This is a genomic window from Gracilibacillus sp. D59, from assembly GCF_052246695.1.
In the GTDB taxonomy this organism is placed as follows: domain Bacteria; phylum Bacillota; class Bacilli; order Bacillales; family Amphibacillaceae; genus Gracilibacillus.
In genome coordinates this window covers 225737-241124 of record NZ_JBQQCK010000007.1, presented here as the reverse complement: position 1 = coordinate 241124, position 15388 = coordinate 225737, and the positions used below count along the sequence as shown (strand labels likewise).

Annotated in this window: 12 protein-coding genes; all 12 read right to left on the bottom strand. The window is 36.2% G+C overall.

Annotated elements, in window-relative coordinates; translation table 11 throughout:
• Nucleotides 1-5: 5 nt before the first annotated feature.
• The 12 genes from ACTWP4_RS13930 to ACTWP4_RS13875 all read right to left on the bottom strand — a co-directional run bounded on the left by ACTWP4_RS13930 (nucleotide 6) and on the right by ACTWP4_RS13875 (nucleotide 15373).
• Nucleotides 6-299 (bottom strand): DUF4176 domain-containing protein, encoded by a 294-nt coding sequence (locus ACTWP4_RS13930; RefSeq protein WP_443129376.1) that lies wholly within the window; start codon nucleotides 297-299, stop codon nucleotides 6-8.
• 44 nt (nucleotides 300-343) lie between these two features.
• Nucleotides 344-904 carry a hypothetical protein gene (locus ACTWP4_RS13925; RefSeq protein ID WP_443129375.1) on the bottom strand — a complete coding sequence of 187 codons (561 nt, stop codon included), beginning with the start codon at nucleotides 902-904 and terminating at the stop codon, nucleotides 344-346.
• Nucleotides 897-2252: a T7SS effector LXG polymorphic toxin gene (locus ACTWP4_RS13920; protein ID WP_443129374.1), complete on the bottom strand. Its 1356-nt coding sequence runs from the start codon at nucleotides 2250-2252 to the stop codon at nucleotides 897-899. Before ACTWP4_RS13920 ends, ACTWP4_RS13925 begins: the two co-directional genes overlap by 8 nt.
• Before the next feature lie 19 nt (nucleotides 2253-2271).
• Nucleotides 2272-2571 (bottom strand): TIGR04197 family type VII secretion effector, encoded by a 300-nt coding sequence (locus ACTWP4_RS13915; protein ID WP_443129373.1) that lies wholly within the window; start codon nucleotides 2569-2571, stop codon nucleotides 2272-2274.
• On the bottom strand, nucleotides 2572-2991 hold the full coding sequence (locus ACTWP4_RS13910; protein ID WP_443129372.1) for a YwqH-like family protein: 420 nt from the start codon (nucleotides 2989-2991) through the stop codon (nucleotides 2572-2574).
• A gap of 13 nt (nucleotides 2992-3004) precedes the next feature.
• Nucleotides 3005-7450: a type VII secretion protein EssC gene (essC, locus tag ACTWP4_RS13905; protein WP_443129371.1), complete on the bottom strand. Its 4446-nt coding sequence runs from the start codon at nucleotides 7448-7450 to the stop codon at nucleotides 3005-3007.
• Between the two features lie 289 nt (nucleotides 7451-7739).
• Nucleotides 7740-9020, bottom strand: coding sequence for a type VII secretion protein EssB (gene essB / locus ACTWP4_RS13900; RefSeq protein ID WP_443129370.1), 1281 nt, complete (start codon nucleotides 9018-9020; stop codon nucleotides 7740-7742).
• Between the two features lie 19 nt (nucleotides 9021-9039).
• Nucleotides 9040-9309, bottom strand: a complete 270-nt coding sequence (locus ACTWP4_RS13895; protein ID WP_443129369.1) for an EsaB/YukD family protein — start codon at nucleotides 9307-9309, stop codon at nucleotides 9040-9042.
• A gap of 12 nt (nucleotides 9310-9321) precedes the next feature.
• Nucleotides 9322-9807, bottom strand: coding sequence for a type VII secretion protein EssA (essA, locus tag ACTWP4_RS13890; protein WP_443129368.1), 486 nt, complete (start codon nucleotides 9805-9807; stop codon nucleotides 9322-9324).
• Entirely contained in the window at nucleotides 9797-13417 is a 3621-nt protein-coding gene (gene esaA, locus ACTWP4_RS13885) for a type VII secretion protein EsaA (protein WP_443129367.1), read from the bottom strand. The genes essA and esaA overlap by 11 nt, the downstream gene beginning before the upstream one ends.
• Before the next feature lie 239 nt (nucleotides 13418-13656).
• Nucleotides 13657-13953, bottom strand: coding sequence for a WXG100 family type VII secretion target (locus ACTWP4_RS13880; RefSeq protein ID WP_443129366.1), 297 nt, complete (start codon nucleotides 13951-13953; stop codon nucleotides 13657-13659).
• 583 nt (nucleotides 13954-14536) lie between these two features.
• Nucleotides 14537-15373: an aminoglycoside 6-adenylyltransferase gene (locus ACTWP4_RS13875; protein WP_443129365.1), complete on the bottom strand. Its 837-nt coding sequence runs from the start codon at nucleotides 15371-15373 to the stop codon at nucleotides 14537-14539.
• Nucleotides 15374-15388: the final 15 nt, after the last annotated feature.

The window sequence follows — 15388 nt, the reverse complement described above, 5'->3', positions numbered from 1 at the left end:
AAAAATTAATTTTCCACTTTAAATTTTGGATATGTAACATTGCTTATTTTTTCTTCATATTGTTCCTGAAATAATTCTTCCTGCTCATCTATATAACCTTTAAAATAAACATTTTCGATATTCTCGCTATTAAAGAAATATACTTGTTCTTCTATATTTCCAGCTGGATATACACAGGCAGAATAATCGAAGTAACCAATCACACCATCTTGGTTGTAAAGCGGAGCTCTATTTAAAATCATTAGTTTCACATCACCATTTTTTAACCTTACTACACTTCCTATCGGTAATATCTCCATTTAAAATCAACTCCTAAAATTGTTAAACATTTGCAGTTCTACTCTCATTTTTTATACAGTTTTATTCTTGCAATGGGTAAACGTTTAATACTTAAACAAAAAATAAAAAATAGAAAAATAGAAAAAATTAATAGCACTAATGAAAGAGTAATAAAAAAGATAATAGTTAGAATGATAAATATTAAAAAACTAAGGATAGCAATCCACATTTCCATTTTATAAATCTTTTTGCCATCTTCAATATATTCTTCGATCATAGGTTTAGTTAGATAGATTTCTTTTATTTCTTCATAAAAAAGCTGTTTATACACTATTTGACTTACCAAAATGGTTAATCCTAATAAAGCAATAAAAATAATAGTGATAGTAAAAAGTGATAAAGGAATGTGGACTCCTTGGATACTTCTCATTATGGCAAGAATAGCGAAAAAACCAATCCAATATACCCATTGATTACTTTCCTTATGAAAGGCTTTATATGACTGTTTTGTATGTTCATCCATAAATATCGTATGGCTTTGTTGATTTTTTTTATTTTCTGTGTAGATTGGGATTATTTTCATTTCCATCATTCCTTCTATGTGAGTATTCCCTTTTCTAACCAAACAAGCTACCTAATCCATCAAAAAATCCTTCGGCAGCCTCACCAATCGCTCCACCGACATCTTTAACGACATCAACCGCACCACTTGCGAAATCTTCCACACCTTCAATAATCGCATCTTTATTATCATATACAAAGTCAAACAACATAGAGCCTCCAACACCAACAGCAAATCCTACAGCAGTTCCAAGGACTGGTACCGGAATCGCTGAGCCAATCGCCGCACCTGCCATACCTGCACCTAAATGACCAGCAGTTTTTATTGCAGCATCTGTAGCGTCTTCACCCTTATAAATTTGAATACCAAAGTCAATTGCTGAACCTACCACTGGTGCAGCGTATCTTGCTCCTGTCCGAATGGCAGATGTTAATCCTGATGGTGGTGCACCTCGTGACACTACGCCACCACCTGCAGTTTGTAATGCCAAAGCTGGATCAACAAAATGCAACGTATTTCTTTGTGCCCAATCAACGATAGACCCTGCTACTTTTTCTGATACTTCTTTAGTTAACTTTGTGGTTGCGGCATTTTTAATAAAGCCAGCACCTGTATTAAGGATACCAGAAGTAATGGCGTCAAATACAGACTTATCTATTTCACCATTCTCGTAATCTTCTTTGGCCTTATCATAAATTGCCTTTGATTCTGCATCAAGATTAGCAATTCCTTCTTGTTTTGCTTGTTGATTTGCCTGATTATATTCTTTTAAGTTAGCCAACCCTATTGCTGTCGAATTTCCTTGATAATTAGTAAACCTAGCACTCCCACTTACAGCACCAGCATTATTTAACGTAGCTTTTACATCCTGTAATACACTTTCGATCTCTGAATTCGCATTTCTACCTTCTTTTGTAAAGGAATCCAAATCTTCCTGTAAGTTTTCCGATAAGTGAATTAGTGTATTTTTATCATCTCTAACTAAAGCGAATGAAGGCACGGTTGCACTACTAATATCTGCTACACTATGAATAGTACTCCTAACTGAATCATGTTGTTCGCTTAATGTGGTATAGTCATCCTTAGTATCCTCGGTTGTATCTCTTACGTAGTTACTTTCAATTATCGCACTACTGTTATCATCTACTTTTGCTTGAAATGACTCTATGTGTCTATTCAAGTTTTCATATAGATCTGTAAACGCCTCATCAAATGTTGTTAAAACAGTAAGGTGAAGATCACTGAAATAGTGTTTTGCTTGATCTGCAGTTTTTCCTGAAAATGAACTCATATTGCATATTTCTTCTATGTTTTGTTCCACTTTTGAAAGACTGTCCTTGATATCTTCAGACTTTGATTTAAACTCATCCGAGAAGTCTGTCACTTCCGATAGATCTACTTTATGCCCCATGGATAATCCCTCTCTTTCATTAGCGTATTGGTTGTGGACCGGAAATAGGATAATTTACTGAAGCTAACTTTTCGTCTTGTTCCTTCATTTGTTCACCTGTTTGCTCGAGAGTAACAATATCCGATTCTAAAATAGTTTTATATTGTTCCAACAGCTCCATCGCTTCTATTACATTCTCCAAATCCTTCGTGAACGGTTCTATATTCGTTTTACTAAAAGAGTTAGTTGTTTTATTTGTTTCGATTTCTGCGACTGCAGATCTTAATTTCGATACATTGGAACGGAATACATTCATATTAATAGAAACTTCTTTTGACATTTATCTCAACTCCCTTTCTGCCTGGCTTATTTGCCAGTTTAAAGAATTAAGTGAGTATTGCAAACTGTTGATACTAGATTGATAGGAAGCTTTTTCTGCCTCATATCTACTAATATCATCGTTAATTGCTTCTTTGGCATCATCAACTTTTGATACGTACGTTTTGACACTGTCTTTATAGTTATCGTACTTTTCTTCGAATTTATCTTCTTCGTTGCCTCGCCAGCTGTTCAAATCAATGGAAAGACTATTAATGGAACTCTTTACGGATTGTAAATCTGACGAACTGGTTGATATTTCGCTTAGGGCTTGCCGTAACCGTGCTATCTTATCCTCCATATTTGATACTAATGATCGATTATATTGTATTTGGCTTTGTACAGAACTCTTCCTCCAACGTAAGTAACTTAACGAACTCATCAATTCCTCCTCCTTATCGTGGTACTTTTATTTTGATATGCTGGTGGTCTCGTGCGTAATAAGCTTCATATGCATTAGGATATGTTTCCTTACGAATGAATGGTTGACTGAATATATCCTGGTCACCTAGACGCATGCTGACTAAACCTACATTAGATAACTTTCGAACCATTTTCGCTGGTTTTTCAAAACTTGTGCTAATATAACCGGAATCTCCACAAACAATAAAATGGACATCCACCTTTGGACCTTGTTCAAATAATACGGATAGATCCTCTTCCAATAAGAGACTTCTTTCAGCAAAATCTTTCAAATCTCTGATCATAATCATCCATTTCACACCATTATGATCACCTTTGGTACGATTATTAATTTCTGTTAGAATATTTCGTTTCACAGCGGTAATGCCATCTGAATCAGAAATATATGCATTCATCGTTGAACCAATCTCAGTAAATGCTTGATCTGCAGTATCAATAATCATCGTTTGAAATGGTTCCGTAAGTAATGTCATACTTTTGGTGATCGCATTTGTCATTTTATCCAGACCATCTTTTCGATCACTGACAACGGTTAGGAAACCGTCTTTGTCTGGATCAAAACCAAGTGGTGCCACTTCTTCAAAGTCCAGACCAAGCGGTAATCGGTTTTCTTTAACTAGTTTCTTCGTTTTCTTTTTCTGCTTAAATGCTTCAAACTCAATCGCCCCTTCAGGCATCATTGGAATTTCTTCTGGGAGTTCACCATCCCAGAATGTATCCATATCCTGTGCGATTTGTTTTATTCCCTCTATGATGTCTAAAGCTTCTTCCCCTTCCGCAGGTAACATCACTTGGAATAACGCAGGTTCATCCAATTTTATTATCCCACGCCCAGGTATTTCCTCTATTTCTAGGTCTGTTTTCCCTACAATAGTACGAACTTCCACTGGATCGATTAAATAGAGGGAAACTTGTCGTTTTATATTCGATAATAATGGCATCCGCATTGCACTTTGACGCCCGGCACTAATCGCTAGGTGAATACCAATACTCGCCCCTTCACGGGCAATCTGGGTAATCAGTTTATTAAACTCATCACCAAAATCAGCATCTTTTACTGAATCAAAGTTATCAATCATAATGAATAAATTAGGAATGGTCTCCCCGCTTGCCTTCTCATACATTTCCATATCCGCAACACCATATCTACTTAATTTCTTCTTGCGTTCAGAGATGGTACCAGTAAGCAGGCGAATCCATTTTTCTACTTTTTCGGTTTCATCCAATAATATCGTGTCTGCTACATGTGGCAGATTTTTGAGAGGTAATAAACCATTCGTACCAAAATCTAATAAGTACACATGCAAATGCTCTGGATTATGCTGTTTTGTTAAATCCATCAGTATACTTTGCAAGAAGGTAGATTTCCCGTAACCAGGACTTGAAAACACCGCAATATGACCATCTTTGCTAATATTGATTGATAGTGGCTTTTGCTCTTGTAGTTCCGGCTGATCTACCATTCCAATAGTTGCTTCCAACGGTTTCTTAGGTTTTTGCCATTCTTCCTTAAAGTCAACTGTATGTAAGTCTTTTGCATATATACGTTCAGATAATGGTGGTAACCATGGCCTTGGCAAAGGTTCGATTTGTTGCGATTCTGTGTAATCATAAATATAGTCAATAACGGCATCCAATTCTGTCGGAACACTTTCGACTTCTTCCTTCTTATCCAACCCACTCAAATCTTCGGTTAAAATGTCATATTGACCTAAGTCATTAATCGCATAAATGGTTGTATCTACATACTCATGTTCATCTTTATCAGCTACATAGTCTGCCCCACTCCAAGCACTCTGGAACAATTCATAGATTTCATTATTACCAACTTGCAAATAGGCACGGCCTGGCAAGGTAATTTCCGCTGCATCAGGTGTTTTTAATACTTCATTTGAATCACTAGCATTCTGTACTTTTAATGCAAGTTTGAATTTGGAGTTAGACCAGATTTGATCGTCGACTACACCACTAGGCTTTTGAGTCGCCAAAATCAAATGGATCCCTAGTGAACGGCCAATTCTGGCAGTGGAGACTAGCTCTTTCATAAAATCAGGCTGTTCCGATTTCAGCTCAGCAAACTCATCGGAAATCAGAAACAAATGTGGCATCGGTTCGCTAGCTTTTCCTTGTTTATACAATTTCTGATATTGATTAATATGGTTCACATCATGTTCGCCGAATAGACGCTGACGTTTTTGTAATTCTGCTTTAATAGAAGCTAATGCCCTCATAGATTGCGTACGATCTAAATTCGTAATGGTTCCAAGTAAATGCGGCATTTTCTTAAATAAATTCGCCATACCTCCACCTTTATAGTCAATTAGTAAGAAGGCAACTTCATAAGGGTGGAAATTAACTGCAAGCGAGAGGATATATGATTGAATAATTTCTGACTTACCAGAACCGGTAGTACCTGCAACTAAACCATGCGGCCCATGTGCTTTCTCATGTAAATTAAGCTGGACAATATCGTTAATACCTCTTAATCCAAGAGGCACTGCCATTGTTTTATAAGTTTCGTTCATTACCCAGCGCCCACTGATATTTAATTCTTCGACTTTTTCTACACCATACATCTCTAGAAAGGTAACACTTTCCGGTATCGAATTTTTTAAGCTTTGCAAGTGATTTAAAGGTGCCAGACCGCGAGAAACCTCTTCTTTATTAAATCCGTCCGGAAAATGATCAGGAGTAAAGTGATTATTAACTAATTCACCTTCTTCTAACAATATGTTGCCAGTCTTCATGTCACGAATATCAATAACGGTTTTCACATGTTCAGGTAAAGATTGCATGACATCTTGCACAAATACGAGTGATACACCAAGTTCACTTGGATCTTCATTGAAGAACTCCATAATGATATGATCCAAAATTAATTTCTCATCAGTAATAAATATCACATAATGTGGTGTGAAGATTGTTTTTTCCTGGGAGTTTACTTTCTCCTCTATTACCTGCTTCCGTTCTTTTAATACTTGATACATAGAATGTAAAACTTGATCTCTAGACCGTTCATGATAGATGAAGCCACGAACATTAAGATTTTGTAAGCTTGCATGTGGTAACCAACGCATCCAGTCCCACTGCAGCTTTTCATCTTCAGGAAAAATATTAATAAACTGTACATCATGATAACTATGAAACATGGAAAGCTGTATGACTAATAACTGCAATTGCTCAAGCACAAGTTCACGCTGACCAATATAGCCGACAGGCCCTTTTGTCAATGATGTTACAACCGGAACATGAGATAGACCTTGAAATTGTGAGCGCAAATCTCTTGCAGCATCCACTAACTCATCTTCATCTTGGGTAAACTCTTCTTCACGGAATTCAATTTCAAAGCTTGTATCGACATCCCCTGTACCTGCACGAAAATGGAGAAAATCATGATGGTACATCGTTTTTTCATAAATTCGAGCATTCACATCCAATACTAATTTACGAATCTCCTCTACATCCGGATAATGATAAGTTAAGGCATGACGCTGCTCTTCTGTTGCATGAAATAGTTCCTTTGTTTTTCGTTCGAGATATTCATTAAAGGTTTTGTCTCGATGTTTCATATCTACTTTATATTTTTTGACACTTTTGATGTAAGAAGTAATAGCAAAAATAACGGTGGTAACTGTCATCGCTAGCATTACAACTATAAAGACCCCTCTTGGCTGGATAAGCGAAACAATGACCAGTGCCACAATCATCACAAGTGGCGGGACAATCGTTCGCGCTAATTGTTCACTCGGTTTAGCCGGTTTTCCAGAAGGCTTTGCGATCGTTTTCTTCTCTTCTGGTTCTCGATAAATAATACGAGGAGATCGATGATATTCAGGATAATCAGGACTAAACTGCTCCTCCATATCAGAGAGTGGGACTAACTTAGATGTAAGACGTTTTCCCGATGGTTCCACTTCGATCTCTTCGTTTCGGACAATCACTGTTATCCCATCAAAGAAAAGTTGGTCACCTGGCTCCACGTAGCTGTTTCCTTTGGTAAGAGTAAAGTTATGGAATACCACTCCTCCATGAACCTCTAAGCGAAAACCTTCTTGTTCACGAAAAAGAAGAAGATCAGCATCAATATCTTCCATCACCATGGCATCATATTCATTTTTGCTTATGGTAATATACTGTCTTGCTGCAGTATCAAACAAATGTCGTTCATCTGCATCCGTTAAATAAAAATGAATATTGTCACCATTTTGAAGGGATTGTTTTCTTTTTTGCTCTAATGGTTGATCATCAACATAGCAAAATTCACCATCCCACTTCACGGAGATCGATTGGTCTAGCGACAAAAAGGTCATATTATCCGACCAATCATTCCCCACTGTTATATCTTTAGGTGACCCTTTAGGTAATTCAGTTTTATGAAGTTGCTCACCGTAATTTACCACAAGTGTTTTCTGTACCATCTGTTTCTTCCTCTCTTCACTAAACCACAAGAATATTGCTAAACCGTGCATTTTTATTTAAAGTAAATATTGGCCGGTAATATTGATTATTACGGACACTTTGTCTCTTTCAGTTTCCGATTTGTCCGTAAGATGAATTCTTATGGACAGTTTCTCCTTTTTGGCTCCAGTTTTGTCCATAAGACTGATTCTTATGGACACTTTTGCCTCTTTTGGTTCAAGTTTGTCCGTTAGAATAATTCTTACGGACACTCGTTCACTTTTAACGAGGCTGTTGTCCGTAATATGATTATCCTTCTACCTTATTTTCTATAGGAGTATTTTCTTCATTGATTGGTTCTTCTTCTTGTTGTGTTTCCGTTGTTTCTTCTGATTCTGCTTCACTTCCAAATTGATTTTCTTCATCTTCATTTAAATTGTATTCCTCACGATATTGACGGAGCTCCTCTTGCAAATCACGGACTGTTTCATCCCGCTCAGCTCCACTTAATTCTGGATTATTTTTTGCTTGCTCAATCTGTTGGATCAGTCCATACATAATCAATTGCGGATCATCAAGATACTTTGCTTTGTCCATCGCTAATTTAAAGTTTCCACGACCATTGTAGATCCAATAAAGTAAATAATCTTTGTTACTATTCAAACTGATATTGTTCATAATCACACTCTTATCACTTTCCGATAACTGTTCCGTTGACACGTAAGAATAGGCAAGAATATATTTTGTCCCCTGTGGAAGATCTTCTGCATCTTTACCATTCAATGTCGTTATAACTTCTCCATAATTAGATGACAGATATTGTTCATGGGCTTCTTGTAAGCTTTGTTGATATGGAAGGCTTATTAAACCTATGTAAATTAACGGTACTGCTAATAAAACAGTAACGATAATAAAAGAAATCGCAAGTCGTTTAAATAACAAATAACGCCTAGCCGGAACCAGCTTCATTGTTTTTTCTGTTTTTTGTTGTTCCTCGTTATAGGTTGTATGTAAATAATCAATAAATTGCTCAAGATTCTCTTTCTGATGAACCTGTCTTTCAAATTCCGTATCTTTTGCGTTTTCTAATGCCCCGTTATATAGCTGATCAAACGTGAATTTATTGGAGAGCAGTGCAATGCTGAAACACTTTAATTGTTTCAAAAAGTCCTGCTCCTCTATTCCATAAGGAGGGATCACATTTCGCACCCCCCGATAAATAATATGCGGTTGTAAGTTATCATCAAACAACACATTATCCGGGTGAATAAAAAAAGTGAGACGAGACATTAGAAATTTGTTCAGGCTGGAAAGATTACATAACAACCGTAACTTTTCATTCCGATGGAGCCGCTGTAAATCCTTCCACTGTTTCTTCCCTGAATCTATAAAAAAAGAAAAAGTGAAAGCATCTCCTTCCTCTTTCACTTCTAGTGGTACAAACGAGTCCTCTGGTGCCCCTGTTAACATACGAATTTGCTGGGGATCTTTCACACGTGTTTGTGATTTAGCTAAGCGCAATTCCCATCTATTATCGTAAATAGAAAATGGCAGTGACAGGTTATTAAGCTCAATCGTTTTTTCTCTCATTTTTAACTTGCTCCTTCTTCTATCTAGTAGCACCTTCACTCAGTACAGTTATAATGTCCCCGCTTGTCACGGGATAGTCGATTAACATATCATCGTCAGCTAGAACGAGTCCTTTCGTTTTGACTTTAAAGACAGACTTTGATTCGTTTAACTGGTCAATTTTTAACGTGTCCATTAGATCTAATAACAATTGTTTCACTGATATTTGAACGGGAATGCGTAAATCATAGCTACTCCCCATACCAGACTCACTAAAATCAATTGTTACATCAATATGACTATTCTTCATACATCAACACTCCTAGTCAGAAAACCTCTGAAACATCAGATACATACCTCCGCAAACTAGACAAGCAAGACCTGCAAATCCAGTCATTAACAATGAAGAACTTCCACTTTCCTGTTCCTGCTCTGATGAACTTACTGGTTTAGGCGCAACATAATCCTGTGTAAATAAAGCTTGCTTCGTATCTTCAATCGTTGTATTCTTCTCAAAATTAGTAGCAAATAAATCTTGTTCTAATTGATCAATTGAATCCTGCTTTTTCTTTTTAACAGATGAAATGACTTCCGTGGTCTCTTCTTTAAATAAATCCGGAAACCTTTTCTCTAACTCTGTCTCCTGATTGCTTTGTTTACTATCGGAATTCTTTTCTATAATCCGATCAATTTTCCAATCCATTTTCCCTTTACTTTCATCTTTATCCTCTGCTGACGCAGTCAAAGGCGCCAGCAGAAAAAACAAACAACTTATAAACATGATTTTACGCATTGGTTTATGCAACATTCTCATCATCCTCTGTTTTCTTACTGGAACGTTGGATAACAACTAACAGATTTGCTAGTACAGCAAGTAAGGCAATCAAAATCAGACTAAGTACAATAAACCCATAATCAGACGATCCTTGCATCAATCTATTCAGTAACCGTTCAATATATTGTAATGGAGAGTAGTCACGCCAGTCTCCAACTCCGGATAAGCTAGTTGTAAGAGCATTTGTTAAGAATAGGTACATGCTTAACACACCAAGTAAAATAAACATACCGATCATTTTCAGCTGTCTTAGTAAATAGGTTGCTGAGAGTACCATAACAAACATAATTAAAATCATTAAACCGGTCCAAAGAATTAATTTCCCACCAGCAATGTTTAATAAATATGCGGACACTAAACCTAAAACTAATCCTTCCAGAATTCCAATAGAACCGGTGATACAAGTTATCCAACCGTTTTGTCCGACAATAGATTTTTCTTCTTCGAATTGATTTTCTGTAATTCGTTTCTGATTAAAAATCGATATGCCATAGCCTGTAAACAATGCGACTAGAAAACTAATCAATACAATAAAATATGGTGTGAAAGTATTTGTTTCAATGATGACTCCTGCATTTCTTGTCTCTACAGGATTGGACAAGAAGTCATATAACTCCTCATTCTGTCTACCACCGATTTGACTGTTTGCCATAACGTCAGTGAAATTATCGACGAATTTCTTGTCACTCATTAATTTATCGGTCATATTTGCGGCAAGGTCTTCCGCCTCACTAATCAAATTTGTTCCACTTTGCTGAATGTTATTTGCTTGTTCATCAATGTTGTCAAATGTTTGATAAACTGTTTCTGCTTGCTCCAAGTTACTTGAAGCTTGATCTGCAAGAGATTGACTTTGACTAAGTAGCGGTTGGAATCCTTCACTAAGTGACATAACCATCGTCTGCTCTAGCTCATTAACATTTTGAATTTCTGACTGATTTTCGACCAAACTTAAACTTTGCTCACGCCATTTGGTAATATCCTCTAGCATCCGCTGTAAATTATCATTTAAAGTACGTGCAGCTTCCCGTGTATTGACTACCGTAGCCGCTAACTCATCTGCTTGATTGATCGTTTCTTGAATATAACTACGGTAATTTTCTATTTGTTTTTCATAATTAGCTAAAGGCTCTTTTATTTCTTCGGTTACATCGTCTATTACTTGATTTGCAATATGCTTGGTTAGTAATTCTGCAACATCTTTATTAAATAGTGCATATAAAGATTCATCAGACGCCATTTCTGTTAAGCTATCTTCTTCGTCATTTAAGGTAGCACAATCCTTAGAATCAACGTCATTACATGTCAAATTCAAACCGAAGTATGCTTCATAGGTTGACAATAATTTTTGATACGGTGCAATCGTATTTTCAACAGCATGGATTAAGCCTTCTGTAGAGTCAGCAATTACCGGTTCTTTGACCGTATGACGAATATAATGGTGATCTATTTCCACTATTTCGATTGGGTTTGGATCATCTTCATTATCATCAGGATTTTCTGTTGGGTCATCTGTACCACCTGTTGAATCTTCACTTTCATCTGGGATCTCTTCACCATTATCGGCTCCATCAGAGCTGCCACCGGTATTCTCATCTGTAGTATCTTGATTTTCGTCATTTGTTGTTGAATCGTTCGTACCATCTTGATTATTAGTCGTATCATCACTAGTGTTACCACTAGAATCAGAACCACTTGCTCCATCATTGGTTGGGTCTGTCGTCGTTTCATCTTGAGTACTGGTCGTATCATCACTACCGGTATCACTAGAGTCAGTCCCACTTCCTCCATCAGTGGTGGAATCTGGGTTCGATTCATCTTGATTGGTTGTATCATCTTCAGTTGTATTTGCTTGTTCCGTACCATTTTCCGCTTTTACGGCTGTATAACTAGCAACCATTGGTGTAGGATCGTCGCTTGCTTGAGGTGGATCATCTGGGTTCAATAATTCGGCATCTTCTTCGTCTATTTGGTATAACTCCCATTTCCATTGCTTAATTCCGAACACATCTATCGGTTTATCAAGATAATCATCTTTTAATTGAAGTGTTAAAGAAATCGTGAATTCACCATTTTGGTAGGTAGGTAATTCAATCTCTTTATTTTCCTGATAATCATAAAATGTGAGTTCTTCCTCTTTCGGAATTTGAACAGTCAATTGTTTAATGGCAAAGCCTTCAGGTATATCGGTTATCTTAAATTTCCTTAGTGGCTTTTTCGATTCTGGTAATATTACTGTATCTGTTAAGGTTACATCTTCATTTAATTCCTCTTTCAATGCTTGAATATGTTCGGGTAAAATCAACGCTCCATCATTTATAACGACATCGTTAAACTCATCCTTGTATTTCTTTGTCACCTTCATAACATTTTGTATTTCTCTAATCATTGTAGGAGCAAGATCTGTTTCGTCCAATGCCCCTTCATCTAGCGAAGGCAATTGAGAGATCTGGTCTTCAATCTTTTCTAACAATCTATCTTGTTGTGAAGCTAACAAAGTTGTTAATTGGTCTTCACCATCAAATGCTTCACCGATAATTGCTGCTAAACGTTTTTGAATGTTGCTATTTATCGTCTCTATATCAAAGCTTTCTTGTTCTTGCTCAATTTCCTGCAATGCTATGTTAAGGCGATTTTGCAATCCTTTAGTGTGAAAAGCAAGATTCTCTACTGGATTCTCTTCATTTTTATCATTTAATTGCAATTGAGTATTAATGTATTCATTTGCATCTTGAAGATTTTGAAGCTGATTGTTGACATCTCCTTCAACCAACCTCTTCTGAAAATTGTTTAATTGCTCAGTAAAATCATTATGTATAACACTGTTGGATTGTTGCGTTTCTTCTACGTCCTGAATGTTAGATTGATAGTCTTTATAGCTTTCCAATTGTTCAACTAAGTTTTCTTCATACGAATTCAATTTATTTTCAAAGCTAGTAAAAGAATCCTTCGACAATTCCGTATTATCTTTTATCCTAGAGAACTGATTGGTATAGCTTGCTAGTGGGTTATTAACTGAATTATTGTAGGTATATGTAAGTGCTTCGTATTCTTCTACAATATTTGCAACATTATCCTGTGCATCCTGTAAATTACCGATTACACTGGCAAAATAAACATCTATAATTCGACGGTTAAAATCATTTAAAATTTTACTAGCTGTTTCTTCTGCTTGTGCCCGAACTGCTTCACTATCCGAAGCATTGATTTTATAATTCAACAACACCTGCTCCGGAGATTCTGAGTCAATGGATAGTGCTTTTTGGGTAAAGTCTTTCGGAATTACAATCATCATGTCATATGTTTTTCGCTCTAACCCACTTTCTGCGACTCCTCTACTAACTACAAACCAATCATGGTTTCCATTCTGGTCTATGCTTTGCACAAAGGCATCACCGAAATCCAATTCCACATCATCAAAAGTTGCTCCATCATCTTCATTGACTAGAGCAATAGACATCCTATCTTCTTTAGGATCTACATTCTGAGAAGTATTACGATCCAATGATACATAAGACAGACCTAAAATTAATGTTAAAATAAGCAACAAAAAAATGGGAAGCTGTATAGTATTTTTCTTCATGTTTACATCTCCTACCTATTGTTTCGATTAAACTTCAATGATTGAGGTGCCCAGCTTTAATTAAAGGAGGTTTAAATGTTGGCACCGTAAATATATAAATAAATGGAATTATTGCATAGGGGATAAGCTTGAAATGGGCAGCATGAACATGAGCTACACAATAGCAATTATCGTGTAGCTCATGACATCATTCTTAAAGCAAAAGTTGGCTCGTCTTGTTCCCTGGACTAACACAATCCTTATCGTAGACCAAAATTTTGAGAAAGTGCTTCGTCTTGTTCTTGTACTGCCTGAGCTGTGCTTTTCAATTGTGTTTGTATCTCTAATAAAAGTTGTGAGAAGTTTTCAACTTTAGGTGCTAGCTCAAGAAATTGTTCGTCGAATCGTTCAAATGAACGACCTTCCCATTCTCCTCGTAATTGTTCTTGTAAATTTCTCAATTTACTCAACACTTCGTTAATTTGATCTGAACCTTGACCATATACTTCTGCTCTTGATTTTAGTTCCTCTGGGGTCATGCGAATTTGTCCTGCCATTTTTCTTCATCTCCCTTTTAAAAGATTTAGATAGGTGAAAGCTAGGTACTTTCTGTGTATTAGATTAGAAGATTTTAACATTCAAAGTCAACCATTAATACCATAATATTACAAAAACAGAGCAATGTACCTAATGCATGAATTAGATGGTAATATTTCGATAGATTTCGTTAAAAAAGTAGTATATTTGACAAAATAATACAAAATGTTTTCATTTTCGCTCCTTTTTATATTACAATTTATGGAATTTATTAATCTGATTGCTTTACAATATTTTGAATTAAGGATATTTTTACTAGATATTTAAACCTATTTTTTCCGCCGATACTCCATTTCAAAAAAGAATGAATCGAAGGGAAGTTGTTCATGAATAGATACATAGTGTTAGCGCAACCATTATTTCAATTTTGTGCTACGTTAATTTTCATTTAAATTTTACTAGATAAATAAGGGCTAATAGTTCGAAATTTTTCCCAGAGGTGATCAATATATAGGAGAATATCACCTCCATTTTTTATTCATGTTTAGTAATTCTACTCATTAACAAAAAAAATGCGATACTTAGAAAAGTATCGCACCATAATCATAATACCATTGATATTATTCTCTTACACCAGTCCTCCCTTTCGTCTAAACCAGTCTTTTTACAAAGTTGTTTGTTTAACCGAAAGAATTCTGGTGTTATACTAGCCATCGTTTTCATAACATCATTAGAATCACGGCTACAATCCCAGCTTTCTAACAATGATAATTGCCATTCTTTTAAATGACTTCTTTTTCCTTCTAATTTCGACCATATACCGTAAGGACCATCGACTCGTTGCCCCATTTCCATATACCAACCAGAAACGATAAGCCACCGAATCTTATCTAAATTTGCCAGAGCATAGTAGTTTTCACGTCGCATTACAGCACGATAAGTTTCATGATAAAAAGCAAATACCTTCCCCCGCCAAAATTCAACTTCGTCCATAGTAGGGCTATATTTGATTGCAGCTGATTGTTCCAGCACTTTTGTAACCATACCTTGAGGATCATAGAGCGCCTTAAGTCCGTTTAGCCAAACAGAAGGTTGCAATTCACTTGGTTCTTTATAGAATGTATCTATTTTTACAAAACATTCAAAGTGTGTCACTACTACAGGACTGTTTTTAACACCTTCAAAAAATAAGACATTCCCCCATTTTTTCGGGCGTTCAAATTTTCCACGAATAAATTCAGCCTTTGTCTCTGGAGTTACAATAATATGCAAATCGATATCAGAATAATTGTCATCATTTCCTTTTGCTAATGAACCACTTTGATATACGGCTAAAACATTGGAGTCGTTCGTTAGATCCTTTAATGCTTGTTCTAATAACTTGTCGCGATGCTTCGGTAAATGATAATCTCTTTCTTGAAATTTACTTACAAATCCCACACATTCATAAGCACT